Raw genomic sequence first — 25,118 nt, 5'->3', positions numbered from 1 at the left:
TTGTTCGGAGGAATAAATATGATTGGATTACTTCATCATTCTCTGGATAAAAAGGAAAAAATCATGATCTATTATATCGACCGCCATAACAATGTGACGCAGCGGGTTATTCGGGTGGTGGATATAGATGATAAAAGGATTCTTGCTTATTGTTATTATAAAAAACAGGTGCGCAGCTTTAAGATAGAAAATATTTTATCCATAGGGTGTGTAAAAAGGAGCGTCGGGGCTTGAATATTCGTGTACAGGAAGAAAGGAATACGAAAGAAAAAACAATGTTAAATGAGCGGCAACGGAAGCAGAATTGCTTTCAATTAATTATCGCTCATAAAGATAATTTGCTTATTGAAGTGAAATGCTATCAGGACTGTCATGTTCATCATATAAAAGGATATATAGACAGCATTAACTATCAAGACGAGCACATAGCCATAGTTGATAAGCTGGGTCAAAAGGATTTTACAATCATTAAGTTTAATGATGTAATGGACGTTTTTATATTGTAGATAAAAACCCGAATGTATTCCAAGCGGAATCATTCGGGCTTATTTCTAAACATAAAACAGCGTAAGGCTGCTTTTACCTATTTCTGCTCATCCAACGCGATGTCCTTTTTCTTCTTCTTCAAATAATACGCACTCATCAGAGAAGCAATTGGAATAACCAGAGCGATGCCAAGGCCCGAAATAAGGATTCCAAGCATTTCATCATTGAACACTTTGGCATTTATAATTTGTCCAAGAGAGTAATCTAAATCCTTAAACCAGATTAGCAGCCCCATATACCCTCCGAAAAAGGCGAAGAATAGCGTGTTTGTGCTTGTACCTAGAATATCACGGCCAATACGAATGCCGGCGAAGAATAGATTCTTTCTGGAAATTTCCGGATTCTGGTCGTGGATTTCACGCATCGGAGAGGTGATTGAAATGGCAGTATCTACAATCGCCCCAATCGTGCTCATAATAATCACAGCTGTAGCAATTTGAATGAAATTTAATCCAATATGCACATTGAAAGCTGTGATTTCTCCAGATTCTTCTTCCCCAAGTCCATAAATCATGGATTGTTCGGTTAAAATAATAATGAAAAAGATTAAAATAACCATTGTTGCAATGGTAGATAAGAAAGCAAGCATCGTTTTATTATTTACCCGGTTGATGAAGAACAAGCTGACTGCACTGATGAAACCACATGCAATAAGCGTAATAATAATTGGATTCCCGGACGGGTCATTCATGACGAATACAGCCATAAGCACAATGATAAAATTGATAAAGAGGGCAATAAAAGAGCGTACACCCTTCATACCGCCGACCCAAGCCATTAATGCAAATAATATGATTGCCAGTAATACGAGTACATTCATAATTTCGCCTGCTTTCTCCGGATAAAGAAAATGGAAATATAGATGGCAATTGGAATGGTCAATACAATCCCAATGCCGCCGACTAAAGCACGTGTTAATTCAAGGGAAAGGTTCATTGATATGGTAAAGCCGAACGGTGCTGCATTTTTAAAATAGATTAGCAGCATGGGAAGGGACCCGCTGACATAGGCAAAAAATAAAATATTGGTCATGGTGCCCATGATATCTTTCCCGACTTCGTAACCTGCTTTTTTTAATGTTTTTAAATCAATCCGGTTATTTTTCTCATACATTTCAAACATGGAAGCAGATAAAGTAATCGCAACATCCATAACAGCCCCTAAGGAACCAATTAGTAACCCTGCCATAAATATGGTTTCCGGGTTCCTGGTTAAAAAGGCCATTTCTTCATAACGCAGTCCTTCTTCGCCAGTGAAATGCAGTGCTGCATAAGCAATCACCAATGAAATTACGGTCCCTATCAATGTGGCTAAAATAGCTGTATAGGTTTTTTCGTTAAATCCTGTCGCCATCAATAAGGAGAGAATGGTGAAAATAATAATACTGATTGCAGTAATAACAGAAAGACTGATGCTTGGATTCTGTATATAAATATCTAATGCAAATGACAAAATAGCTGCATTGACAAACAAACTCAGTGCGGATAGAGCACCTCTGGATTTTCCGACTGCTAATAAAATAATCAGGAATATCCATGCGACAAACACGAAATATTTGTCCCGTTTAATATCCCCTGTTGCTTCTCCGTCTTGAGCAAGAAAGATTTCATCGCCTGCAGATAACTCATAGTCCAATGCCAGGGACTGGACATATTCATTATCAAATTCAGTTATTTCTCCTTTATCTGATCCATTTTTTACTTCTCCAACGATATGCTGGGTGACTTTTTCATCTTGATTGCCATGCTCATCTGGCTGATCTTCTCTATTTATTTCTTGAACATCGGTTATGTGAACAATCGTTCTATCATATAAATCATAATTGTTATTGATAAATATCATCGATGCGATAAAACCGATTAGTAATAGACAGACGGTAATATATTCGGTCCTGGTCCGATTTTTTAACCATGCCTTCAATGTAATCACTCCAAAAATAGGATTGTCCTATTCGTATTTCCGAAAACATATACTATGATAACACTTTTAATAAGAAGGAGATACATACAACATCACAAAATTTCAGGGAATAAAGGGAAGCTTCATTCCGCGGGGGCCTTTTCATTCCCTGCGAAATGTTAATTAAACCAACCGGGCCGTTATTGGCTGATGGTTCTCCTGCTTAGAATTTTCAGTTTCTCTCTATGCTTGAAGCGGGCATCATACAAAAGACCTTCGATGGGGCGAGTAATCGCAGCAACGGTTTTAATAGACCGAGTAATCGCAGGTCTCAATGATGTCAGGTTAATGCGACCGCTGCGGCGGACCGTTTTGCTTTCCGACGTACAGGACGTACTAGTGCAGACGTTGCAACAGGACGTTGCGGCCTTAGTCTGCCTAGGGGCACGCTCTTCAGCTAACTTTTGCCAAGAAGAGCACTTGGCAAAAGTGGATCTTCAGATGGTGCTGATCCCTCAGGAGTCAAAACGGTCCGCCTCCGCTAGTAGGATATTCTATACGTGAAAAAACAACTCACCAAATAGATGTTTAATCAGATAGAACATCTTTTTCATGCTGTATGGTAAAATGTTCCGTCAAGATTACTTTCTGAGCATAAATGCTATTCCCTGTATTTCATATTCATGCTGTCATGATTGGGTTGTTCAGACGAAAGTTGCTATTTCCTTCAGCTCATTAAAATCTTATTTCTTTCATTCGCTGTAGAATCCTATCAGAGCGCAGGCCAACCACGCAGACTCCTATGGGAACAGGGCGAGCTGAAGATCCACTTGAAAAGCGGTTTTCTTTTCAAGTTAGCTGAAGCCGTCCCCATGGAAAGCGAAGTGGTTGGCCGGAGCGGAGCTATGCACCATCATCAATTCCAAAAAGGCCGGATATTTCACCAAAATGCAAGCATGGTAATGAAGAACATGTTCATCTTGGAATAGCAAGAAATATTTGCTTATTCTTAGGTGCGAAAGTTGAGTATTTAAGAAAATTCATTAACCTGACAACATTGGTAATCGCAGTCCCAGTCCCAATCAGTTACATTGCAATAAAACAAAAAGTCACCCATAACCTTCTTATTTTAGTATGTACCAAAAGGGAGTGCGTATTTCAACCTGTCCAACGTTTTGGACATTTACAGGAATTCCATGCTACAATTTTGTCAAACACTTTTGACAAAAAGGAGCTTAGTTAGTGAAGAATAAGATTAAAAAATTAAGGAAGCAATCGAATATGACACAAGAAAAATTGTCTAAGCTTTGCGGTGTTTCCAGGCAAACCATTAACTGTGTGGAAAATGATAAATACGATCCGACGTTAGAACTGGCATTTAAAATATCCAGAGCGCTTGATAAAAATGTAGAAGAGGTGTTTATGTATGACAAAATTTCATAAAGACTACCGTGTAACGATGAAAGATATTAAAAAAGAGGGGGCTTCTATTTTAAGAAAACAGTTAGACCCTGTATCTCTTCCTGTTTCGGAGGAAACGAAAACAGAGCTGGAATGCATGATGACGTATTTGAAAAACAGTCAGGACCCTGAGATAGCAAAGAAATATCAGCTAAGGCCGGGAGCAGGACTTTCAGCAAATCAAGTCGGCATCAATAAAAGCATGTTTGTCATACGATATCAGAAAGAAAAGGAGGAAACAATGGAATTAAAGCTGATTAACCCTAAACTGATCAGCCATGCTGCAAATACCATCTATCTTCCGGAAGGGGAAGGATGCCTTTCTGTAAACAGGGAAGTATCTGGACATGTGCCGCGTTATGAGAGAATAAAGGTGCAGGCCTTTGATACAGAGGGAGAGGAGCATACATATACCTTTAAGGGATATAGCTCTATCTTAGTTCAGCATGAAATGGATCATCTGAATGGCATCATGTTTTTTGACCGGATTAATAAAGAACGGCCATTTTTGAATTTGCAGTAGGATCCAAGCTTTTTAGGGAAGGGGGAATCGCAGTGAATCCGTTTACTGCAATATTACAGGAAGCGTATGGAGTCCATCCTGTTCACGTACAATCCAAACAGGGAGGATGGGCGTCCCTTGCCTTTGAAATAAAGGCGGAGGATGCTGCTTATTTTTTGAAAGTATATGAAAAGAGACGTGCTTCTACGCCAAAGTTGACCGCGTGGATTGACCAGCATGCTCCCATTGTGGGGTGGTTAGCAGATAACAGTGATTTAAAAGGAAAAATTCCTGTTCCGCTACAGACAAAGGAAGGGAAGTATCAATGTGAAGACGCAGAAAATAGTTATTTGCTGTATCCTTTTATTGATGGGGAAACCATTGGTGAACAAGGCTTAACCAAGCAGCAGGTATTAGAATTTGCACATATAATAGCCAGACTCCACTCATTTGGGAAGGAAATCCCTTTTCCAACGGAAGCTTTGAAGGAGGACTTTGACGTGCCTTTTTTAGAAGAATTGGAAGAGGTCATTCATTTCAATGAAAAACATATCCCGGGGGAGCTACATGCCCTTTTTCGTGAAAATCGGGAAAAAATAGCTGCATGGATCAGCAGCATAAAAGAACTTTCAGAAAAGCTGAAATCTGCTTCCTTCGATATGGTCTTATGTCATACAGATTTGCATCATTGGAATTTGATGCAGGGGGAGAAGCTATTATTAATAGATTGGGAAGGACTGAAACTGGCTCCTCCTGAAGCAGATATGATGTTTCTGACAGAAAAGCCTTATTGGAAGCAGTTTATGGAAGTCTACCTTCAGCATCATGAAAGTTATCATATCAATCAAGATGCTCTTGCTTTTTACCAGTTAAGAAGAAGGCTGGAGGATATTTGGGAGTTTGCTGAGCAGTTATTATATGAAGAACCGGATGCGCAAGAAAAGGAGGAAATTATCGGTTATTTGAGGAGTCTAACGGACGATACAAATTGATTGTTTGAAATGCCGGGTTAAACATTCTCTAAAAAGGGAATAAGCAAAGGTATTTGTAATGAAACCAAAAGGAAGTGAAGGAATGTTTTTAGCTTGGAATGAAATAAAGAACAACAAGCTGCGTTTCACCTTAGTTATAGGTGTGCTGGTACTTATTTCTTACCTTGTATTCTTTTTATCCGGTCTGGCCAACGGGCTGGAGCAGCTTAATCGGGAGGCTGTTGATAAATGGGAAGCAGACGGTGTTATTCTGACAGAGGAGTCCGATTTACGTCTGCAGCAATCCATCGTGTCTGCGGATGATTTTGACGGGGCCGGAGTGGATGAATATACCGAATTATCTCAGCTCAGCGCAATAGCGAGTCATGGGGATAAAAAAGAAAATGTATTTATCTTTGCTGTAGATGAAGCGTCCTTTATCATGCCAAATGTGACAGAAGGAAACGCATTCGCGGATGAGGGAGAAGTAATAGCGGATGATACATTAAAAGAAGACGGCTTTGAAATTGGTGATGAGATTTCCTTATCTTCCACAGAGGAGACGTTGGAAATCACTGGCTTTACGGATAAAGCCAGATTTAATGCAGCACCAGTGCTGTTCACAGATTCCAATACGCTGGAGACACTGCAATATGGTGAAATCGCTGAAGGAGATAATGAGGCAGTGAATGCCTTTATTATTCGTACAGATAACTTAGACAGTGTGGAAGCAGATGAAGCATTGCAGGTGGTTGATACAGAAACGTTTATTGAGAATTTGCCTGGTTACACAGAGCAGAATTTAACGCTGACATTAATGATATATTTCCTGTTTGTTATTTCAGCTGTGGTCCTGGCGATTTTTCTCTACGTGCTTACTATTCAGAAGATAAGTATTTTCGGGGTGATGAAGGCTCAGGGAATATCCTCCCAATACTTGGCCGGCTCTGTTGTAGCGCAGACATTTTTACTTTCTTTAGCTGGGGTGATGATTGGGCTGGTTCTTGCTGTAGTTACAGGATTATTCCTGCCGGCAGCTGTACCGGTAGCCTTTAATTACATTGAAATGCTGGTCTATGGAATGATTCTGATTGCCGTATCCGTCATTGGAGCATTTATTTCTGTACAGACCATTGTGCGAATTGACCCATTACGGGCGATAGGAGGTTAAGGGAATATGGCTATTTTAGAATTGAAAAAGGTGCAGAAAACCTTTGGATCTGGCAGAACAAAAGTAGAAGCAATGAAAGAAACAAATTTTGAGGCGCAACAAGGCGAATTAGTTGCAGTTATTGGCCCCTCTGGTTCCGGAAAAAGTACGTTTTTAAGTATCGCCGGAGGGCTGCAGACACCCACAGCGGGAGAAGTCAAGATGAACGGCACAGCTTTGACTGATTTAAAGGAAAAAAAGCGTGCAGCGTTAAGGCTGAAAGAAGTCGGCTTTGTTTTGCAGGCATCGAATCTGGTTCCTTATTTAAACGTTGGACAGCAGATGCAACTGCTGGATAAGGTAAAGAAAGGGAATATGTCTAAAGCAGAATCCGAAGCGCTCTATCAGTCGTTAGGCATTGATCATTTGCTTCGCAGCTTCCCAAAAGACTTATCTGGCGGAGAGAGGCAGCGGGTAGCGATTGCTAAAGCACTCTATACCAACCCAAGTCTTATTTTAGCAGATGAACCGACGGCGTCACTTGACTCTGACCGTGCATTTGAAGTGATGCGTATGTTAAAAGAAATTACAGAAGAAAAGCAAACAGCAACAATCGTTGTAACACATGATACCCGGCTGATTGAGGATTGTGATAAAGTCTATCAAATGACAGATGGGAACATGGAATTACAGGAAAAAGAACGTTATACGGTATGACAAAAAGGATGTGATTTCCATTCACTGGAACATCACATCCTTTTTCATTCTGTTACAAAAATGGATTATAAAACCTGCTGCCATCATGAAAGGTGATTATCAACGATACGGTCAAAATGACTGCTCCAACAGCTATCGTGATATAATCTGCCCGTTTAAAAGGCTTGATGCTGTACCAGGTTCTTTTTTTATTTTTCCCAAATCCCCTTAACTCCATAGCGTTACTGATTACTTCAATTCTGTCCAAACTGGATAGGATTAAAGGAAGAATAATAGCTCCTGCATTTTTGATCCGCTTAGCTAATTTTTCATTTTTTGATAAATCAATCCCGCGGGCCTGCTGAGCTTGGGCAATAGTACGGAAGTCCCGTTGGATATCTGGAATATACCGGAGTGCCAAGGAGACAGAATAAGCGATTTTATAATTGATTCCAATCCGGTGGAGAGAAGCAGCGAATTCACTCGGATGGGTAGTGACGATAAATAGTAACGCAGCCGGAATAACGACAAAATATTTTAATGTAATATTAAATTGATAAAAGATTTGCTCCAGTGTCATATTATAACGCCCGGCTATTTCAAAAAGTACATGATTGGTACCATAGATCCGGACACCTTCCTGAGGTGAAAACAGGTAAATAGCGATATTATTCAACAGTAAAAAGATTAAAATAAAGATTAATACAAAGGCGATGTCCCGGATATGAACCTTTGAAACAATGAATATGGTCATGCTTATAATGAATAAAAATAATAGAATCCTTGTATCATAAGTGAGCATTGCAGCGGAGGACCACATGATAAAAATAATCAATTTAGTGCCCCCTGATAATCGATGGACAGGGGATTCCTTTTCGATATAAGATAACATTTCTACGGCCATGCTTTGCGTACCTCCCTGTCGAAGGCAATAAACCTGGATACAAACTCGACCGGTTCCTCAATACCGGTAAGAACTGCTAAATCAAATAAGGACGTTTCTTTTAAATTAGCTTCCGCCACAATCGCTTCATTGGTTAAGATATTTATAGGTGAATCATCTGCAGTTACTTTGCCATCTGCTATGACAATCGCCCTTTGCGTATATTCCAGCATTAAATGCATGTCATGTGTAATCATCATAATGGTAATACCTTGGGCGTTTAAATCTGCCAGGAATTCCATCATCTCCGTATAGTGATAGAAATCCTGCCCGGCAGTAGGCTCGTCCAGAATAATTATTTCTGGCTTCAGCACTAAAATAGAAGCGATGGTTACCCTCTTTTTCTGCCCAAAGCTTAACGCGGAGATCGGCCAATTTCGAAAAGGATACAGACCGCATATTTTTAATGTGTTTTCTACCCTCTCTCTTATTTCTTCTTCGGAATAAGTTCCCTTCATAACAAGGCCTAAGGCTACTTCGTCATAAATCATATGCTTTGAGATCATTTGATTTGGATTTTGCATCACCATGCCGATCCGTTCAGCACGCTGATAGATAGTGTCTCCGGTAATATCCTTTTCGTGATAGATGATTTTTCCTTGGTTATTTTTTTCAAATCCGCAAATTAATTTGGATAAAGTTGATTTACCTGCACCATTTTTACCGACAATGCTTACCATTTCTCCCTTATCAATGGAAAAGGATACCTTTTTAATGTTATTTTCCTTGCCACTATATGTGAAGGAGACGTCCTCCAGCTGCAAAACAGGATGTGTCAGCGTTCTCTTTTTTGCGGGCGGAGATTGCTCAAACCAATGTAAAAGCTTGTCTTTGAATGCCTCTGTTTGCAATGTATTCAAGTGTGCTAAGCCATGCTGCGGAGTGAGGAGACAACCCGCGTATTTTAATGCTTTGATGTATAAGGGCTCTCGAATGTTATTTCTCTGTAACACATCGGAGGTAAGCAATACATTGGGAGAGGAATCATTTACAATCTCTCCGTCATTAACAACGATAATTCTGTCCACATTCCGGTATAATACATCCTCTAAACGATGCTCAATGATAACGACCGTCGTATTTGTCTCCTTTTGAATCTGATCAATTAAATCTATGGCATGTCTCCCTGTAGCAGGGTCCAAATTGGCCAATGGTTCATCAAAAAGGAGAATATCTACGTCATCCACCATGACTCCAGCGAGAGAGACCCGCTGCTTTTGTCCGCCGGAAAGAGCATGGATAGAAGCATCTAAGTATTCATCCATATCTACAAGGCGTGAGACATCGGCTACCCTTTTCATCATGGTGTCATGCGGAGTAACATTATTTTCTAAAGAGAAAGCAATATCCTCGCCGACAGATAAGCCGATAAATTGTCCGTCAGGATCCTGCAATACCGTGCCAACCATTTTGGATAACGAAAAGATATCGAGCTCTTTTGTTTCCTGTCCTTGGATTTTCAAGCTTCCTGTCATCTCCCCTTTATACGAGAAAGGCACCAGCCCATTGAGGCAATGAGCTAGTGTGCTTTTTCCAGAACCAGAAGGGCCTGCAATTAATATTTTTTCTCCTTGATGAATGGTTAAATCAATATTTTTTAACGTAGGTTCCTGTTGGCTTCGATATTTAAATGTAACATTTTCAAACTGGATAATAGGCTGTTTCATGTTTATCTCCCTTAAAGTATCTGCTGTTCTCAGAAATCAGATAACGGCAACAGATACTATTCTTTGGTAAGACTCCCGCTTTGACTTTTGGTTTTTGTATAAGATGCGATTAGAATCGTACCAAGAATGCCGGTGGTTATAATATTGGCAATACCGGCGAAAGCGCCTTGTACAAATACTTTATTTGCAGGCTCTGCATAAATCAATATGTCTAAAGCTGGAGCAATCAAGAACCAGCCTATCGCTTGTACACCTGCTTGTACCACATTGAACTGAATGATTTGTCTGGAGGCAAATATTCCTGACTCTATATCGATTTTTCTAGTGAATAAGCCGATAAAAAAGCCGATAAATACCGATACAAACACCCAGCTCCACCAAATAGAACCATAAAATACGGCATCCTTTAAGGCGTGACCGATTAAACCAATCAGTCCTCCGGCAATAGGGCCAAAAACGACGCTCATTAAAGCTAAAAAGGCATATGCGGTTTCAATGGTTGTATTTGGTATCCCGGTTGGAATGGCTGCAAAGCGCCCTAAAATAACAAATACTGCTGAACCAATTCCAATTGCTACAATTGTTTTAATAGATAACCCATTTCTCTTCAATTCCCAATTCCCCCTTTAAATGATATGTTCTTATTTTATTAAATACCAATCAGCTTATTTTCGGTGCTTTGCGAATAATAATTTGCCAATGGGGCCCAGTTTCTACGTGATACGCATTGGCAAAGGAGCCCTGGTTAATCGCAACGCCTAAATTATCCAACGAATTCACATACAGCAAAGGCTCTCCGAGGCGAATTTCGGCAAAGGAATGCCGGTATGTCATGATATTTTTATATACCTGCTGGCGGTTATTGGCGATAGTGACTTCGAAAGCATCTCCGTGAGCCACATTAATTTCTTGAAACAACTCTCTGCTGATGTTGGTCCATAGATTGCCGAAGCGAATATCTAATATATCAATATTACCGTAGACGATATCTTCTTCTATATAAGCTTCCGGTTTTGTTAATTCAACAATATCGTTTACATCAACAGGGGCTCCGACTTCTTCAAAGGTAATGGTATTTGATGCTAATCTTGCTCCTGTATAGGCATAAACGTCACGTCCATGAAACGTATAGGATTCCCCTGAGCGAGGTAAACGGTTTGTTTTCTCATCGATGATTCTGGCTTCCTTAATGCCGATGTCCTTTTTAATATGGGTAAGTGTTCCATTATCCGGCGTCACAATATATTGGTTATTCACCGTTTTAACGACGACGCTCAGCCTTGCAGTACCAACTCCTGGATCAACTACAGAGATAAAAACTGTTTCCTCTGGCCAATATGGTAACGTTTGATAGAGGCGATAGGAGCCTTCCCAAATATTATATTGCGGGATATCGTGTGTCAGGTCGAATACCCGGAGCTTGGAATCTACAGAAAGTGCTACCCCATACATGGCACTGACTGCTCCGTCGCTAAGACCAAAATCTGTTTGAATGACTAAATTTCTTCCCATTTTAAATTCCTCCTTAATAATATGTGCTCAAAAATTCGATAAAAATTCGCTGTGTCATTTTTGCTGGACTTTTGAAACTCCTCTTTGTGTTGCTTGCATTTTCGTCGATGAGCAGTTGGTTTTTAAGGAATTAAAAAACCACGCCCATATCGAATAAACGATAAGGACGTGGTTGGAATATACGTGGTACCACCTTATTTTACTGTATGCTCACACATACAGCCTCATCAAGTACGAAAGCAAGAAGCTTTGATACTGTGGTATTGATAACGAGTACCAAATCTCGTCGGAACCTACTCATATCAATCGATATTTTCAGCACGAAGCTCAGAGGCCATTGTTCAGATTCGTATTTTTACTTCTTTTCAGCTGCCGAAGTTCTCTGTGAAAAAATAGTTGAATCTTACTTTTCCTCTTCCACGCTTTTCATAAATAACCTATGCGAATTAATGTCATTATAAATAATCGAAATATAAAAAGCAAGTATTTTTAGAAAAATGATAAAAGTCGAAATAACAGGTCTGGCTTGTTAAAGGAATCATCTATTTCGGCAGTTTTCAAATTTGAATGCTAAATAGATCATCTGTGCATAGAATAAGATAGAGAAGGAAATGATTCTTTTCTTAATGAAATAGGACAAGCTTGAGAAGGGGAAACCACTCGGCGGATTATCTTGTTTTTCCAAAGTACCGCAATCATAGCCCTCTTAAAGTAAAAAACTTAAATTTACATACTCTTTACATTAACTGCAAACTATATTAATAATTCTTCTCTATACTTCAAAGTGAGGACAGAGGAGAAATGTCCAGTAACTATTATGCAGATAAATTTAAGGGGGCACTTTAATGAGCTTTAGACGGTTTACTTTATTCTTTTTTGTTTCTATTTTAATTTTCTTGGCAGCATGCGGTTCAGGCGATGCAGATAGTGCAAGTGATTCTGAATCTGGCAGCAGTGAAGAATTATCAGGTAATGTAGCAATTGATGGTTCAGGTACGGTGTACCCATTAATGGCGAGATTAGCTGAAGATTATATGATAAATGAGCAGCAGGGCGTTTCAGTAGAGGTTAGCCGTGCCGGGACAAGCGCAGGTTTTGAAAAATTCTTAGTGGAAAATGGAACGGACTTCAATGATGCTTCCCGGGAAATAAAAGAGGAAGAACAGGCAAAAGCAGATGAATTAGGCATGGAAGTGCAAGAATTGAAGGTTGCATTAGACGGTTTAACGATTGTGACGCATCCAGATAATGATTGGGCGACAGAGTTAACACCAGAGCAGGTACAAGGAATTTTCCTTGGTGAATATACGAAGTGGTCAGATATTGATGACTCTTGGCCAAATGAAGACATTCAAACGTACGGTCCAAATGAAAATCATGGAACATATGAATTCTTTTACGAAGAGATTTTAGAAGAACAAGATTTAGTAGGTGGAATTGATCTTCAACAAGATTACTCGACATTAGTGACATTGGTTTCAGAAGATAAGAACGCTATTGGATTCTTTGGATTTGGATATTATCAAAGTAATCAAGATGCGATCAACGCTGTATCTATTGACTTTGGTGACGGAGCGGTTGAACCATCTCTAGATACGATTGCAGAGGACGGACCTTATGCAGACTATACACGTCCAGTATTTACGTACCTGAATGTAAATCAAGCACAGGAAAAACCGGAAGTGCTTGACTATGCAAAATACGTTTTAGAAAATACAAATAATGTAGCTGGCGAGACAGGCTTTGCACCGATTCCAGATGAAGAAATCCAGTCACAGCTGGAAGAGTTAGAAGGAATCGAATAAGACAAGAAGACGGATGAGCGGTGTGTAAAAACACCTCTCATCTTCCTCTTATTTTAAGAAATGGAAGGTGGCTCTAGCATCATGGCTGCAAATAATAAGAACCGCATGTCGGTTAGTAAAATGATTGAACAACAAAAACAGAAGCGCAAATTTTTTAATCAATTAGAACGGTTCATACCAATTCTATTATTAATTATTGCTTCGATATCGGTTCTTACCACAGTTGGGATAATTTATACGCTGTTTGCTGAATCGGTTGCGTTTTTTCGGAATGTCCCAATTCTTGATTTTCTTACAGGGACTGTGTTAAAACCGTTAAGCCAAAATCCTGAATTTGGATTACTGCCGTTGTTAAACGGAACCATTATCTCAACAGTGATAGCAATGCTGGTAGCGGGGCCAATCGGGATGATGTCGGCAATCTATTTAAGTGAATACGCGCCTGATCATGTTCGGAGAGTGCTGAAGCCGTTATTAGAGATTTTAGCCGGCGTACCGACAATTGTTTATGGATTTTTCGCCTTTACATTTGTAACGCCTTTACTAAGAATGATTTTTCCATCTATTGAAGCAACCAATATTCTTAGCCCGGGAATCATTATGGGCGTCATGATTATTCCGATGATTGCTTCGTTATCAGAAGATGCCATGTCTTCTGTTCCAAACTCGATGAGAGAAGGAGCGCTAGCACTTGGCTCAACAAAACTTGAGACAACATTTAAAGTAGTTATTCCAGCAGCACTGTCAGGGATTATTGCTTCCTTTGTGCTTGGTATTTCCCGGGCAATAGGGGAAACGATGATTGTAGCTATTGCCAGTGGAAGCTCCAAGAATTTCTCGTTTGATATTACTGGGTCGATGCAGACGATGACTGCTTATATTGTAGAGGTAGCAGGCGGGGAAGCGGCAGCAGGAACGACTATTTATTATAGTCTTTATGCCGTTGCATTAACCTTATTTGTTTTTACGTTAATGATGAATCTATTAGCAAAATATATTTCACGTAAGTTTAGAGAGGAGTACTAAGATGGCTACGAGATATATGGATGCAGTGCTTGTTGAGAAACGTATGTCATCCCGTGTACGAAAAAATACTGGCTTTAAAGGTCTGTTCTTTGCCTCCACATTATTCGGTCTGATTGTGCTGGCTGTATTGCTCGTTCGTATTTTTACGCAGGGAATCGAATATATCAATATCGATTTTCTGATGAATCACCTATCCACAGACGCAAGCAGAGCAGGGATTATGGGAGCTATTTTAGGAACAGCGTGGCTGATGGTGGTAGTTATTCCGGTAACTATGATTATCGGGGTAGGAACAGCCATTTATCTGGAGCTTTATGCAAAGAAGGGCAAGCTTCAGTCCTTTATTGCAACAAATATTTCTAACTTAGCAGGCGTCCCGTCGATTGTGTATGGATTGTTAGGTCTGACGTTATTTGTCCGTACTCTCGAATTTGGCAATGTTATCTTAGCAGGCGGATTAACCTTAGCATTGCTTGTACTTCCGATTGTTATTGTGGCAGCACAGGAAGCACTGCGGGCAGTGCCGGGACAGCTTAGTGAAGCATCCTACGGCATGGGAGCAACAAAATGGCAGACAGTGCGCCGTATTATTTTACCAGCGGCATTACCTGGTATTTTAACGGGAGCAATTTTAGCATTATCACGCGCAATTGGAGAAACAGCTCCGTTAACTGTTCTTGGTATACCTGCATTGTTAATCCCGTTTCCGTCCGGTGTTTTTGATACATTTACGGCATTGCCGATGCAAGTTTATTATTGGACGATTGATTCCTCCCTTGTAGCAGAATATGCAAATCTGGCAGCAGCAACGATTATCGTGTTATTGATTTTACTGTTCTTACTAAACTCTATCGCTATTTTGATTCGGAATAAGTTTCAGCAGCGCTACTAATGGGAGATTACGGAATTAAATTGGTTAAATAAAGAGAGGAGATTATTCTATGAGTACGGTAATGGAGAAACAAATTAATTTAAAGCTTGTAAGAAACCCCAATGAAAGATATGAACCGGAAGTGCCAAAAGAGGTCGTTTATGATACAAAAGGGTTAAACCTATGGTACGGGGAAACACATGCTTTAAAAAATATAAATATGGATATCAAAGAAAAAGAAGTGACAGCGATTATCGGCCCCTCTGGCTGTGGGAAATCGACGTATTTGAAAACATTGAACCGGATGGTGGAACTGGTTCCCATTGTGAAAACATCCGGTCAGATAACGTATAAAGGGAAAAATATTTTAGATAAATCCTTTCGTGTAGAGGATTTGCGTACACAGGTCGGAATGGTTTTTCAAAAAGCAAATCCGTTTCCGAAATCAATCTATGAAAATATTGCTTATGGACCTAAAATCCACGGCATTAAAAATAAGAAGGTCCTTGATGAAATTGTGGAGAACAGTCTGCGCGGCGCATTTATCTGGGATGAGTTAAAGGACCGTCTGGGTGATAATGCATACGGGTTATCGGGCGGACAGCAGCAGCGTTTATGTATTGCCCGCTGTTTGGCAGTGGAACCCAACGTGATTTTAATGGATGAGCCGACCTCGGCGCTGGATCCAAAATCAACCTTGCGCATCGAGGAGCTTGTACAGGAATTGAAGAAAGATTACGCAATTGTTATCGTAACGCATAACATGCAGCAGGCAGCCCGTATTTCTGATAAGACGGCATTTTTCTTAAATGGGGAAATCATTGAATATGATAAAACTGACCACATTTTCAATAACCCGACAGATCAGCGTACAGGGGACTATATTTCTGGACGATTTGGATAAGTGAATAAGACATCGTTAGAGAATGGCTTTCCGGGTCATTCTTTTTATTTTAGAATTTGAGTTTAGTGTTAAGTGACAGTGTTTTTTTATGATAGAAGCATATCGGATTTTTATCGCCAGACTTGAATTAAGAAATAAATGGATAAATGATTTTAAATGCGGGCGGTACAAGAATAACCAAGGCTACAAACAGATGGACATACCTTCTGTTCGTGAAACTGGTATAGGTGAATAACAATAAAATGATAAAAACAGTTAAAGCCAATAGATTGATGGAATATATCCAAATGGTTGAGTAGAACACATGTAAAATAGATATGAAAAAGTAAATAAATGCGCTTGCAATAAAACTTTTTTTAGCGGAAGACACCGTTACCATCCCCTGTTGCTAGAGTTAATTTCATATATAACCATTCTTCCCTTCATACAAAAGAGAAAACCTGATTCTTTGGTTTTGTAAGCACCGCCTATAATCTGTAGATGTTTATTTCTCCGCTCAAAAAGGTAAAGAATAGTAGCATAGAAAAGCCTTTTTAGACGATGAGTAATCATGAGCTAAAGGGGTTTTTTATAAAAATGGATTCTATTACAAGAGGAATGTACATTACTTGGATCGTTTTTATTGTTCTTGCATTCTCCAGTTTAATGATTAATTTTAACTCTGATGGAGAAACATCTCTTATTGTGCCCCTAATCGTATTCATAGGTTTAGCTATTCTAGGATTGATAGAAGGAATCATGAAAATAAATCAAAATAAAAAGCGATACGGAGCAATCGAAATAATGTTAGCCATTCTTCTCTTTATAGTAATTATGATAGCCATAATAACTTCCTAACCTTAATAAAATTCAAAGTACAAATCCGTGTTTGGATATTTTATACAAGGGAACATGATAATATAAAGAATGATTAAAAGGAGTTGTGAGAAATGAAGGTATTTGTCATTGGAGCGAACGGACAGATTGGAAAGCATCTGGTGAACCAGCTGCATGCAAATGAACAGCATGAGGTGACAGCCATGGTTCGCAAAGAAGGACAGAAAAAAGAATTAGAAGATAGAGGTATTCCTGCTGTTCTAGCGGATTTAGAAGGTAGTATTTCAGATTTAGAAAGTGCTATCAAAGATGTAGATGCAGTGGTATTTACAGCTGGCTCCGGCGGAAAGACCGGCCCGGATAAAACATTGCTCATTGATTTAGACGGTGCAGTAAAATCGATTGAAGCTGCGAAAAAAGCCAATGTGAACCGATTTGTGATGGTGAGTGCATTCCAGGCGAATAACCGGGACAGCTGGGCAGACAGTCCAATTAAGCCATATATGGTGGCAAAACATTTTGCGGATGAAACATTGGTACAAAGCGGACTTGATTATACCATCGTCCGTCCAGGCGGATTACAGAATGAACCAGGTACAGGAAAAGTTCTGGCAGGAGAAAATTTGGAGCGGGGCAGCATTCCGCGTGAAGATGTAGCAGCCGTCATTGTGGAAGCACTTGAAGCTGAAAATACGTATCAAAAAGGCTTTGATTTAATTACTGGAGTAGACTCTATTCATGATGCGGTAGGGAAAATATAGAATAAAGCTGTAGCTTTCGGGAATTTCCCGGATGGTTTTCCGTAACAGCGTGGAAAAAAGGCGTTCTTTTCTAGAAAGAGCGTCTTTTTTGTGTAAAAAAAATATACATAATCATTTCCACACAAAAGGATACTTTTTCTATACAAACGCTCATTTATCCCATTATTTATGTTACCAGAAACGAATAAAAAACCTAGAAATTACGTGTCTTGACTGGATAAAAGCGGAATTCCTCAAAAAAATAAAAAAATTTTAAAATACCTCTTGCATTATTATACATAATGATGCATAATAATTCGATAACAGCACATTTACGAGAGGGGATTTTTTAAGTGGCAAAAGACAAGATCGTTTTAGCTTATTCTGGAGGATTAGATACATCTGTAGCGGTGAAATGGTTACAGGATAAATATAATTATGATGTGATTGCAGTAGCGTTGGATGTTGGGGAAGGAAAAGACTTGGACTTCGTGAAGCAAAAAGCATTGGACGTAGGTGCTATCAAATCATATGTGATTGATGCGAAAAAGCTTTATTCAGAGGAATATGTATTGCCGGCATTGAAGGCCAACTTGCTTTATGAAGGGAAATATCCATTAATTTCGGCATTATCGCGCCCATTGATCGCAAAAATATTGGTGGATATCGCTGAAGAAGAAGGTGCAGTGGCTGTAGCGCATGGCTGTACTGGAAAAGGAAATGACCAGGTTCGTTTTGACGTTGCCTTTACAGCGCTAAACCCTGAATTAAAGATTGTTGCGCCAGTTCGTGAATGGGCAATGTCGAGAGAGGAAGAAATTGAATATGCATTAGAGCATAATATTCCGGTTCCAATTAAAAAGGACAGTCCATACAGTATTGACCAGAATCTATGGGGAAGAAGTAATGAATGCGGCATTTTAGAGGATCCATGGGCAGAAGCGCCAAAGGATGCATATGATTTAACCCAAGAACCAGAGGATGCACCAGATGAAGCGCAAACGGTGCAGATTACGTTTGAACAAGGGAAGCCGGTCTCATTAGACGGTCAAAAACTGGATTTAGATGAATTGATTCTAACACTAAATGAAATTGCCGGTAAACATGGTGTTGGCAGAATCGACCATGTGGAGAATCGTTTAGTAGGTATCAAATCAAGAGAAATTTATGAAGCTCCGGCAGCAATGACGTTGATTAATGCACATCAGGAATTGGAAGCATTAACTTTACCTCGTGAAGTAGCGGAATTTAAACCGGTAGTAGAGCAGAAGCTGTCACAGGCAGTTTATTACGGCTTATGGTATTCCCCGTTGACAGAAGCCTTGCAGGCCTTTATTGAGAAGACACAGGAGCATGTTTCTGGTACAGTAAAAGTGAAGCTGTACAAAGGGCATGCACAAGTTGTCGGAAGAGAATCTGCAAATTCCTTATATGACTTTGACTTAGCAACCTATAACAAAGCTGATGCTTTTGACCATGATGCAGCACTAGGATTTATTAAGCTATGGGGACTGCCGACGCAGGTACATGCCTCTGTCAACGGCCCTCAAGGAAATAAATCGATTGAGAAAGTAAAACTAGAGGTAAAGGAAGCTGTTAATCCGTGAAATTATGGGGTGGAAGATTTACAAAACCAACGAATGAACTAGTCGACGAGTATACCTCGTCGATTCGTTTTGACCAGAAGTTAGCGAAATATGATGTGAAAGGCAGTCTGGCTCACGTTGCAATGCTGAAGAAATGCGATATTATACCGGCAGAGGACGCAGAGCAGATTACCGAAGGATTGAAAAAGGTTCTGTCCAAAATTGAGGCTGGAGAAGCTGAATTATCAGAAGCAGATGAAGATATCCATATGAATGTCGAGAGACTGCTGATTGAAGAAATTGGTCCAGTAGGAGGAAAGCTTCATACTGGGCGCAGCAGAAACGATCAGGTAGCGTTGGATATGCGGCTGTATGCAAGAGAAGCGGTATCTGAGCTGATTGTGCTCGTGAAATCAGTTCAGCAGGCGCTTATCGGGCAGGCGAAGGCAAACATTGATGTCATTATGCCGGGATATACGCACCTGCAGCGTGCGCAGCCGGTTTTATTTGCCCATCATATGATGGCATACGTATTTATGTTTCAGCGTGATGTGGAGCGTCTGGAGGACAGCTTGAAGCGTGTGAATAAATCGCCATTAGGTGCAGGGGCACTGGCAGGCACAACTTTTCCGATTGATCGTGCTTTTGTAGCAGAGCAGCTTGATTTTGACGGAATTTGTGAAAATAGCCTGGATGCTGTCAGTGATCGTGATTTTGTGGTCGAATTCCTGTCCAATGGCTCGTTGATCGGTACGCATTTATCACGTCTTTGTGAAGAACTCGTGCAGTGGTCCAGTGCCGAATTTAATTTTGTCGAGCTGGATGATTCGTATACAACGGGAAGCAGCATGATGCCGCAAAAGAAAAATCCAGATGTGGCAGAGCTTGTCCGCGGCAAGACAGGTCGTCTTTACGGCAATCTGATTGGAATGCTGACGACGTTAAAAGGCTTGCCTCTCGCATATAATAAAGACATGCAGGAGGACAAAGAGGGGATGTTTGATTCCCATGAAACGCTGAAGGGCGCTTTACAGCTCTTTGCCGGAATGATTGCATCCATGGAAGTAAATAAAGAAAGCATGTATAAGGCGGTTTCGAATGATTATTCCAACGCGACGGATCTGGCTGATTATTTGGTGAATAAGGGACTCACCTTCCGTGAATCGCATGCGGTTGTTGGCCAGGTGGTTTTAAACTGTATTCAAGCCAGCAAGTATCTGCTGGATTTGAGCTTAGCGGAATTCAAACAATATTCCGATGTGGTGGAAGAAGATATATTTGAAGCGCTGAAGCCGGAGACAGTGGTTAATGCAAGAGCTGCTGCAGGCGGAACAGCCAAAAACAGTGTATTAGACCAAATTGAAAAGGCAGAGCAATTATTGGAATCATCTGATGTAAATAAGGTATAGTATATACGAGAAGTAAAATGATTGGAGCCCATAGAGTCAGCAGATGGGTTCCTTTATTTTACGCAAAAAAAATACAATAGATTCAAGTTTTTCTAATGTCGTAAAGGCGGTAATGTATTATGAAATTAATTGCATCAGATATGGATGGAACCTTGCTTAATGAAAATGGCGTAATCAGTGAAGCGAATGCACAAGCAGTAAAAAAAGCAATGGATAAAGGCGTGGAATTTATTGCTGCAACAGGCAGGTCCTATCAGGCAGCGAATACGCCGCTTCAAGCTGCCGGGATTAATTGTCCCATTATCAGCTTGAATGGCGCAGTAACCTATCAGGAAAATGGAAAAGTAATCAATAGTATTCCAATGGATAAACAGGCAGCTGCACGTATTGTCGATGAATGCAGCAAACTGGGGATGTATGTAGAATTATTTACAGATAAAGGCGTCCTTTCTGAAAGCCGGGAACACTTTTTAGATATCCTCATGGATATCCTGCACACAACTCATCCGAATATATCTGAGAGGGAAATGCGTGAAATGGTAGAGCAGCGGTTTCAATTAGAAGAGGTTTCTTTTATTGAAAATCTGCAGTTAGCAGTGAAGGATGAGGATACGGAAGTTTATAAAATCCTTTCTTTTGCTTTTGAGGAGAGTCAGCTGGAGGGCGCAAAAAGAAAGCTTCGTGATGAGACAGGGGCTGTAATTACATCTTCCGGAGAGACGAATCTGGAATTTAATCATCCTAAAGCCCAAAAAGGATTAGCCATTCAAAAGTATATAGAAGACAGCGGCTGGTCTATGCAGGATGTGATGTCAATCGGAGATAATTGGAATGATGCAAGCATGTTAGAAATGGCTGGCCGCGGAGTCGCGATGGGTAATGCTGCAGATAAAATTAAGCAGTTATGCCAATACGAGACGGTGACAAATGAGCAGGATGGTGTTGCCAAAGCCATTGAAGAGATGCTGGCGGAGTTTAATAAATAGAAAAATGCCGGGCTGTTTTACCTTGCCCGGCATTTTTTTATTTAATGGCGTTTACTTAACCATAATACGCCTGATTTTGCGAGTCTTGGCAATAAGCCTGTCATTGGCTTCTTGGCCATATTTCCAAAACCATCTGACTTGCCTAAGGAGCCCAAGGTTCCTTTAAGTTTAATAGGTTTTGGTTTTTTCGGCTGTTTTTCATTTAAAATAGCAAGCAGAATTTCTGCAATTTGTTCTCCCTGCAGGCCGGCCAGCTGTGCACTTGGCGAGTGTTCACTGGATGCGCAATCTCCCAGCACATACACAGATGGATCCTCTGGAACCTGATAAAAATCATTGACAACGACTTTTCCGTGATTATCCTTGCTGTATGGAAGTTCACGTACAAGCCAATTCGGCTGTACACCTGCTGTCCAGATGGTCACATCATTTAAATAACAAACGCCATTATTGCAAACGCCGTCTTGTTCTACATATTCTACCGTTGAATTATGTATCACATCGACATTGTTTTCTGTCAGCCATTTTTGTACATAGGATTGAATTTTGCTGTCCAGTGGTTTTAATACCGTATTACCGCGGTCAAGCAGACGGATGTTTAAGTCTGGCCGGCTTTCCCGGATTTCTGAAGCCACCTCAATCCCGCTTAATCCTGCACCGATAACAGATACTTTTCCATAAGCTTTCAAATTTCCTATTGCCACTCCTGCTTTTCTGGCTTTTGCAAAGGTTTGAACGCTTTCTGTGAATTCTGCTGCCCCCGGGATTCCATGGTAATTGTCTTCACAGCCTAAGCCGATAATTAAATAATCATAAGGAACAATGGAATCTTCATCTTGAATAATAATTTGTTTATTTTCCGTATCGATTTTTATGATTTCCCGAAAAATATAGTTCACCCGGGAATCAGCTGGAAAATCAACACGAACATCATGATCGGCTGAAGTTCCTGCAGCAATCGCATAGAACTCTGTTTTTAGCGAGCGAAATGGATTACGGTCGATAACAGTGATATGTATATCATCGGCTAATGTTTGGCTGAGAAGGCCGAGCAGCGTCTTGATACCGCCGTATCCACCTCCAACAAGAACAACTCTTTTCATTGTGTACACCCCTTATTTAAATTGTGAAGAAATATAAAACGAAACGTCATTCGGCGGGAGTTTTTACGGGTGATTCTCTGCAGGAAATGAAATGTTCCGACAGAATGGTACGGTGATGACGCGCCCCCATCAAAATGATGCGATAAATCACTCCAACAAAACGCAAATAGTAACACAAGGGTATGCACCCGGGGATATGACCGAGCAGCCGCTTCCCTAAAAACTCCTAAAGCAATCGAAGTTATACTGCCAGATAAACGGTAGTAAAATATGAATGCATTTTCATTTAAAAATAACCGCGTTCAGCTCCAAATGTTCTCCACTTTCGACATTTTGAAACAATCTCTCTTCCGTTTACTAGCGTAACAAATTATGAAGGCGATGTCATTAAGATTGAGGCAGCAGTTTGCAATTGAGAAAAGGATAATTTATTCAAAAAAATTAAATTATTTCGCCCGGAATGAATAGCTTGCTAGAGTTTTAGAAATAATGGTACGATTAAGAGTGCTTTTTATTCAATAAGTTTAACCAATCATTCTATGGGAGGGAAATATAACTCCCGTTGAATGAAGTTTCGTTTTCATAGATATAGAAAAGAAAAGGAGTTGCCTATGGCAGGAATGAATTCAATCCCATTTACTGTAGCAAAAAATGAGCATTTTTTTGATCGCCTGGGAGATTATATCGGCGATGTTTTTTATGATATTTTACCAGAACAAGGCTTTGAGCTGCGTGATGAACAGATTTATATGGCGTTTCAGCTGGAACAGGCTTTTAAGCATAAAAAGACCATTTTTGCAGAAGCAGGAGTTGGTACGGGGAAGACAATCGTGTATCTCTTATATGCCATTTGTTATGCCCGCTATCAGAGAAAGCCTGTGATTATTTCCTGTGCGGATGAAACATTGATTGAGCAGCTGGTCAAAGAGGGCGGAGATATTGATAAGCTGGAAAAAGCGCTGGGCTTAGAGGTAGACGTCCGTTTGGCAAAAGCACGCGAAAACTATTTGTGCATGAAGAAGCTGGATCCGTTGTCCGAATATACAGAGGATGAAGAAATTCTTGATGTACATGACTCTGTTCCGGACTTTGTGTTCGATCAAGGTGTCTCGATGCAGTCTTTTTATCCTTATGGAGACAGGAAAGATTATCCATGGCTTTCGGATAAGCAATGGGAACAGATTGGCTGGGACCCGTTGAAGCAGTGTGCGACTTGTGATTTTAGACATCGCAGTGCGCAGACATTGCATCGTGATTATTACCGCCATGCAAAAGATTTGATTATCTGCTCGCATGATTTTTATATGGAGCATGTCTGGACGAAAGAATCAAGAATCAGGGAAGGGCAGCTGCCATTGCTTCCGGAAGCCAGTGCGGTTGTTTTTGATGAAGGGCATTTATTAGAGTTTTCAGCCCAAAAAGGATTGACCTACCGCTTCAACTATCAGAATATCACCAATGTCTTAACTGGCTATCAAGGGCAGGATGTGCGGGAAGAATCACTGCAATTAGCCGAAGATATCATGGCGCTGCATGATGACTGGTTTGATTATATTTCAGAAATAGCTGTGCGTGTAGAAGGCTCCAATCGACTTGAAATTCCAACAGATACGAAAATGCGTGAAATGGCAGTTCAATTAGAGAAGATGGTTCAAGAGCTGTTAGAACAGCTAGTTTTTGATGCGGAATTGTTCACCATGGATGCATACCATACAAAAATTATTGAAGAGTACTTGGAATTTTTCACGTATGGTTTATCAATTTTCTTAAAGGATGATGAGGGAGTTTACTGGTTGGAAGAAGACGGCGACCAAAGCAGTCTGGTTATCATGCCGAGACTGGTAGAGGAGGTGCTTCGGGAAGAAGTATTTCAGAAAAACATTCCATTTATTTTCTCCTCAGCAACACTCTCTCAAAATGGAGATTTTTCATATATTGCGAAGAGTCTGGGTGTGGATGCATATGACTTCTTTTCTGTTGAATCCCCATTTGATTATGAGGAAGTTCGTACCATAAAAGAACATGGGTATTCGGAGGAAGCAGAAAAATACCTCGGGATTGCCACCCAGCTTCAGGAGAATGAAGGGCACAGTCTCATTTTATTCCGCTCGGAAGAAGAGATGCAGGCATTCCGGAAATGGGCAGAAACGCAAGACTGGTCCTTTGATTTCTTGTTTGAAGGGGATAAGGAAATCAGCGAAATTGTCCGCGAATTCCAGTTTAATAAGTCCTCTGTTCTCTGTGCGTATCATTTATGGGAAGGGCTCGATGTGCCGGGAGAGGCACTGACACAAGTCATCATTGCTTCCCTGCCATATCCGCCAGATGATCCTGTGTTTAAAGCAAAACGCAAACATGCAAAGAACGCGTATGATGAAATTGACTTGCCCTATATGGAACTTCGGTTAAAACAGGGCATCGGCCGTTTGATTCGTACAGAGCAGGATAAAGGAATCGTTCATATTTGGAAAAAAGCTTAGCTGTTCTATCAGCATTTTATTTGTTTTTAAAAGGACCGTTGATAC

General features: G+C 40.3%; 25 protein-coding genes and 1 other annotated feature. Of the genes, 18 read left to right on the top strand and 7 right to left on the bottom strand.

Annotated elements, in window-relative coordinates:
- The first annotated feature begins 18 nt into the window (after nucleotides 1-18).
- Nucleotides 19-234, top strand: a complete 216-nt coding sequence (locus ACW0TQ_RS11925) for a hypothetical protein (RefSeq protein WP_455725689.1) — start codon at nucleotides 19-21, stop codon at nucleotides 232-234.
- On the top strand, nucleotides 231-506 hold the full coding sequence (locus ACW0TQ_RS11920; RefSeq protein ID WP_455725688.1) for a YolD-like family protein: 276 nt from the start codon (nucleotides 231-233) through the stop codon (nucleotides 504-506). Before ACW0TQ_RS11925 ends, ACW0TQ_RS11920 begins: the two co-directional genes overlap by 4 nt.
- 77 nt (nucleotides 507-583) lie before the next feature.
- On the opposite strand, the gene ACW0TQ_RS11915 is transcribed toward ACW0TQ_RS11920, so the two are convergent.
- The gene (locus tag ACW0TQ_RS11915; RefSeq protein ID WP_455725687.1) at nucleotides 584-1,366 is read right to left on the bottom strand and encodes a YibE/F family protein; all 783 of its coding nucleotides are present in this window, start codon (nucleotides 1,364-1,366) and stop codon (nucleotides 584-586) included.
- Nucleotides 1,363-2,475, bottom strand: coding sequence for a YibE/F family protein (locus tag ACW0TQ_RS11910; RefSeq protein WP_455725686.1), 1,113 nt, complete (start codon nucleotides 2,473-2,475; stop codon nucleotides 1,363-1,365). The genes ACW0TQ_RS11915 and ACW0TQ_RS11910 overlap by 4 nt, the downstream gene beginning before the upstream one ends.
- Nucleotides 2,476-3,687: 1,212 nt before the next feature.
- Here ACW0TQ_RS11910 and ACW0TQ_RS11905 point away from each other — a divergent pair.
- The 5 genes from ACW0TQ_RS11905 to ACW0TQ_RS11885 all read left to right on the top strand — a co-directional run bounded on the left by ACW0TQ_RS11905 (nucleotide 3,688) and on the right by ACW0TQ_RS11885 (nucleotide 7,246).
- The gene (locus ACW0TQ_RS11905; RefSeq protein ID WP_193064805.1) at nucleotides 3,688-3,888 is read left to right on the top strand and encodes a helix-turn-helix transcriptional regulator; all 201 of its coding nucleotides are present in this window, start codon (nucleotides 3,688-3,690) and stop codon (nucleotides 3,886-3,888) included.
- Nucleotides 3,872-4,429, top strand: a complete 558-nt coding sequence (gene def / locus ACW0TQ_RS11900) for a peptide deformylase (RefSeq protein WP_455725685.1) — start codon at nucleotides 3,872-3,874, stop codon at nucleotides 4,427-4,429. Before ACW0TQ_RS11905 ends, def begins: the two co-directional genes overlap by 17 nt.
- Before the next feature lie 32 nt (nucleotides 4,430-4,461).
- Complete coding sequence (locus tag ACW0TQ_RS11895) at nucleotides 4,462-5,400, top strand: phosphotransferase (protein ID WP_455725684.1); 939 nt, start codon at nucleotides 4,462-4,464, stop codon at nucleotides 5,398-5,400.
- A gap of 82 nt (nucleotides 5,401-5,482) precedes the next feature.
- A complete protein-coding gene (locus tag ACW0TQ_RS11890) occupies nucleotides 5,483-6,550 on the top strand; it encodes an ABC transporter permease (RefSeq protein ID WP_455725683.1) in 1,068 nt (355 codons plus the stop codon).
- Between the two features lie 6 nt (nucleotides 6,551-6,556).
- Nucleotides 6,557-7,246, top strand: coding sequence for an ABC transporter ATP-binding protein (locus ACW0TQ_RS11885; protein WP_455725682.1), 690 nt, complete (start codon nucleotides 6,557-6,559; stop codon nucleotides 7,244-7,246).
- Between the two features lie 52 nt (nucleotides 7,247-7,298).
- Here the strand turns inward: ACW0TQ_RS11885 and ACW0TQ_RS11880 are convergent, their stop codons facing one another.
- From ACW0TQ_RS11880 to ACW0TQ_RS11865, 4 genes are read right to left on the bottom strand one after another with little or no spacing between them, the layout of a single operon-like run.
- On the bottom strand, nucleotides 7,299-8,129 hold the full coding sequence (locus ACW0TQ_RS11880; RefSeq protein WP_042529196.1) for an energy-coupling factor transporter transmembrane component T family protein: 831 nt from the start codon (nucleotides 8,127-8,129) through the stop codon (nucleotides 7,299-7,301).
- Complete coding sequence (locus ACW0TQ_RS11875; RefSeq protein WP_368901244.1) at nucleotides 8,120-9,835, bottom strand: energy-coupling factor transporter ATPase; 1,716 nt, start codon at nucleotides 9,833-9,835, stop codon at nucleotides 8,120-8,122. Before ACW0TQ_RS11875 ends, ACW0TQ_RS11880 begins: the two co-directional genes overlap by 10 nt.
- Before the next feature lie 56 nt (nucleotides 9,836-9,891).
- Nucleotides 9,892-10,446, bottom strand: a complete 555-nt coding sequence (locus tag ACW0TQ_RS11870) for an ECF-type riboflavin transporter substrate-binding protein (protein WP_042529200.1) — start codon at nucleotides 10,444-10,446, stop codon at nucleotides 9,892-9,894.
- A 49-nt stretch (nucleotides 10,447-10,495) separates the two neighbouring features.
- Nucleotides 10,496-11,347: an SAM hydrolase/SAM-dependent halogenase family protein gene (locus tag ACW0TQ_RS11865; protein ID WP_042529202.1), complete on the bottom strand. Its 852-nt coding sequence runs from the start codon at nucleotides 11,345-11,347 to the stop codon at nucleotides 10,496-10,498.
- A gap of 159 nt (nucleotides 11,348-11,506) precedes the next feature.
- Nucleotides 11,507-11,776: a binding site (T-box leader), on the bottom strand.
- A gap of 416 nt (nucleotides 11,777-12,192) precedes the next feature.
- Between ACW0TQ_RS11865 and ACW0TQ_RS11860 the strand changes: the two genes are divergently transcribed.
- The 9 genes from ACW0TQ_RS11860 (at nucleotide 12,193) to ACW0TQ_RS11820 (ending at nucleotide 21,490) form a co-directional block, all read left to right on the top strand.
- Nucleotides 12,193-13,152: a PstS family phosphate ABC transporter substrate-binding protein gene (locus ACW0TQ_RS11860; protein WP_042529204.1), complete on the top strand. Its 960-nt coding sequence runs from the start codon at nucleotides 12,193-12,195 to the stop codon at nucleotides 13,150-13,152.
- An 81-nt stretch (nucleotides 13,153-13,233) separates the two neighbouring features.
- Complete coding sequence (pstC, locus tag ACW0TQ_RS11855; RefSeq protein ID WP_193064798.1) at nucleotides 13,234-14,178, top strand: phosphate ABC transporter permease subunit PstC; 945 nt, start codon at nucleotides 13,234-13,236, stop codon at nucleotides 14,176-14,178.
- A 1-nt stretch (nucleotide 14,179) separates the two neighbouring features.
- A complete protein-coding gene (gene pstA / locus ACW0TQ_RS11850; protein WP_042529208.1) occupies nucleotides 14,180-15,070 on the top strand; it encodes a phosphate ABC transporter permease PstA in 891 nt (296 codons plus the stop codon).
- Between the two features lie 49 nt (nucleotides 15,071-15,119).
- A complete protein-coding gene (pstB, locus tag ACW0TQ_RS11845; RefSeq protein WP_042529210.1) occupies nucleotides 15,120-15,953 on the top strand; it encodes a phosphate ABC transporter ATP-binding protein PstB in 834 nt (277 codons plus the stop codon).
- A gap of 576 nt (nucleotides 15,954-16,529) precedes the next feature.
- Nucleotides 16,530-16,790: a hypothetical protein gene (locus ACW0TQ_RS11840; protein ID WP_042529212.1), complete on the top strand. Its 261-nt coding sequence runs from the start codon at nucleotides 16,530-16,532 to the stop codon at nucleotides 16,788-16,790.
- Between the two features lie 92 nt (nucleotides 16,791-16,882).
- Nucleotides 16,883-17,530, top strand: a complete 648-nt coding sequence (locus ACW0TQ_RS11835) for an SDR family oxidoreductase (protein ID WP_042529214.1) — start codon at nucleotides 16,883-16,885, stop codon at nucleotides 17,528-17,530.
- 332 nt (nucleotides 17,531-17,862) lie between these two features.
- On the top strand, nucleotides 17,863-19,116 hold the full coding sequence (locus tag ACW0TQ_RS11830) for an argininosuccinate synthase (protein WP_193064796.1): 1,254 nt from the start codon (nucleotides 17,863-17,865) through the stop codon (nucleotides 19,114-19,116).
- Nucleotides 19,113-20,504: an argininosuccinate lyase gene (gene argH, locus ACW0TQ_RS11825; protein WP_042529218.1), complete on the top strand. Its 1,392-nt coding sequence runs from the start codon at nucleotides 19,113-19,115 to the stop codon at nucleotides 20,502-20,504. The genes ACW0TQ_RS11830 and argH overlap by 4 nt, the downstream gene beginning before the upstream one ends.
- Nucleotides 20,505-20,623: 119 nt before the next feature.
- Nucleotides 20,624-21,490, top strand: a complete 867-nt coding sequence (locus tag ACW0TQ_RS11820; protein ID WP_042529220.1) for a Cof-type HAD-IIB family hydrolase — start codon at nucleotides 20,624-20,626, stop codon at nucleotides 21,488-21,490.
- A gap of 41 nt (nucleotides 21,491-21,531) precedes the next feature.
- Here the strand turns inward: ACW0TQ_RS11820 and ACW0TQ_RS11815 are convergent, their stop codons facing one another.
- Entirely contained in the window at nucleotides 21,532-22,593 is a 1,062-nt protein-coding gene (locus ACW0TQ_RS11815; protein ID WP_256705262.1) for an NAD(P)/FAD-dependent oxidoreductase, read from the bottom strand.
- Nucleotides 22,594-22,684: 91 nt separating this feature from the next.
- On the opposite strand from ACW0TQ_RS11815, the gene ACW0TQ_RS11810 reads away from it, so the two are divergent.
- Both ACW0TQ_RS11810 and ACW0TQ_RS11805 read left to right on the top strand, forming a co-directional pair.
- Nucleotides 22,685-22,813, top strand: coding sequence for a hypothetical protein (locus ACW0TQ_RS11810; RefSeq protein WP_264299303.1), 129 nt, complete (start codon nucleotides 22,685-22,687; stop codon nucleotides 22,811-22,813).
- 391 nt (nucleotides 22,814-23,204) lie between these two features.
- A complete protein-coding gene (locus ACW0TQ_RS11805; RefSeq protein ID WP_193064793.1) occupies nucleotides 23,205-25,073 on the top strand; it encodes an ATP-dependent DNA helicase in 1,869 nt (622 codons plus the stop codon).
- Nucleotides 25,074-25,118 lie beyond the last annotated feature (45 nt).

The organism is Oceanobacillus sp. M60 (genome assembly GCF_053839645.1).
The sequence above is the reverse complement of the archived record's forward strand: the minus strand, read 5'-3'. Positions and strand labels throughout refer to the sequence as shown.